The organism is Paraburkholderia guartelaensis, assembly GCF_004353905.1.
Classification (GTDB): Bacteria; Pseudomonadota; Gammaproteobacteria; order Burkholderiales; family Burkholderiaceae; genus Paraburkholderia; species Paraburkholderia guartelaensis.
The window spans coordinates 1-1,642 of the sequence record NZ_SMOD01000143.1; the positions used below are offsets into that span (position 1 = coordinate 1).

Consider the following 1,642-nt stretch of genomic DNA (forward strand, 5'->3'; position numbering starts at 1 on the left):
GGCCGAGGCTGTGTAAAAACGCCGGTTCGAGCCGCGAGCATCGGAGCGAACGCGTTCACCCAGCGCTGAGATCGAACGACGGGGCTGATTGCACCGAGCCATTCGAAGCGTCGATGCGTGAGATCACGCGCCGGCCAGCTTCATGGCCCGCATTGCTTTCGCGAATCCCAGTATCCCGATGACGCGCTTGAGGTTGTACGCCAGTACATGCAAGTTCATTTCGGTGGCGACGTGACCAAGTCTTCGCATCAGGAAGTGCGTCGACCCCATCCAGTGCTTGAGCGTACCGAACACGTGTTCCACTGTTCGGCGTCGTATCGTCATCGCGTCGAGTTGACGATCCAGACGCTGCTGCATCTGCTCAAGTACCGCTTCGTGCTCCCACCGGCGAATGCGGCGGTACGGAGCCGGGGTGCACTGGCTCCTGATCGGGCAGTGCGGACATGCGCTGCTCCAGTAGGTACGCAGTTTCAAGAGATTGGCGCTCTCAACCGAGGTGTATCGGTATATCGCCCGTTGCCCCGCCGGACACAGGTACTGGTCATCGCTGGCGATATAGATGAAGTCGCCCCGGTCGAACCGCCCGTCAGCCTTTGCACCTGAGGTTTGCGATTTGGGCACCAGTGCCTCAATGTCGGCGTCATCGCAAGCCTTGATTTCCGGTGCGCTGAAGTATCCCCGGTCTGCCAGTGCCTGGAGCTTGTTCTTGCCCATGGCTTCGCGCGCCGCTTTGGCCATCGGGCTCAACTGCGCCCGGTCACTGCCGACGTTCGTGACTTCATGAGTCACGATGAGATGATGTTTGGTGTCGACTGCGACCTGAACGTTATAGCCGACCACCCCGGTGCCTTTCGCCTGCGAGATCATCGAGCGTGAATCAGGATCGGTCAGCGAGATCTGTTTCTCGGGTAGGTCTTTCAACAGTTCTGCGGCACGATCCAGATCCCGCATCTGCTCGCGCAGCGTGTCGATCTTCTCCCGTAGCCGCTCCGTCTTCGCCTCCACCTCAGCTGGTTGCGTACGGTCTGCTGTCTCCAGTGCCTCCAGGTAGCGCTGGATGCTTTGTTCAATCTGCTCCTGGCGTCTGTCGATCTTGTTGGGCGTGAAGTTACTGTCGCGGCTGTTGACCGCCTTGAACTTGCTGCTGTCGATAGCCACGACCGCTTCCGTGAACAGCTTCAGGTTGCGGCAGATCATCACGAAGCGCCGGCACACGTTGCGGATGCCTTCACCATTGCTACGTCTGAACTCGGCAATAGTCTTGAAGTCGGGAGCGAGCCGGCCAATCAGCCACATCAGTTCGACATTGCGCTGGCACTCCCTTTCCAGACGACGGCTCGATTGCACGCGATTGAGATAGCCGTAGATGTAGATCTTGAGTAGCACTGCCGGGTGGTAAGACGGCCGGCCTGTGGTCGCAGGCGTGGCCCCTTCAAATCCCAAAGAAGCCAGATCGAGTTCTTCAACGAATGCGTCGACGATTCTGACCGGATTGTCTTCTGCGATGAAGTCCTCGAGACATTCCGGCAGCAGCGTCGCCTGATTGCGGTCCGCACCTTCGACAAATCGCCCCATCTTCGCCTCTCGCAACAACGGGTTGATTCAGTCTAGGCGATCGATGCGTTTTTACACAGCCTCGGCC

1 protein-coding gene is annotated in these 1,642 nt (G+C 58.8%); it reads right to left on the bottom strand.

The genetic code is table 11. The features are described from left to right. Window positions 1-123 precede the first annotated feature (123 nt). Complete coding sequence (locus E1N52_RS43620; protein ID WP_133191252.1) at window positions 124-1,575, bottom strand: IS1182 family transposase; 1,452 nt, start codon at window positions 1,573-1,575, stop codon at window positions 124-126. Window positions 1,576-1,642 lie beyond the last annotated feature (67 nt).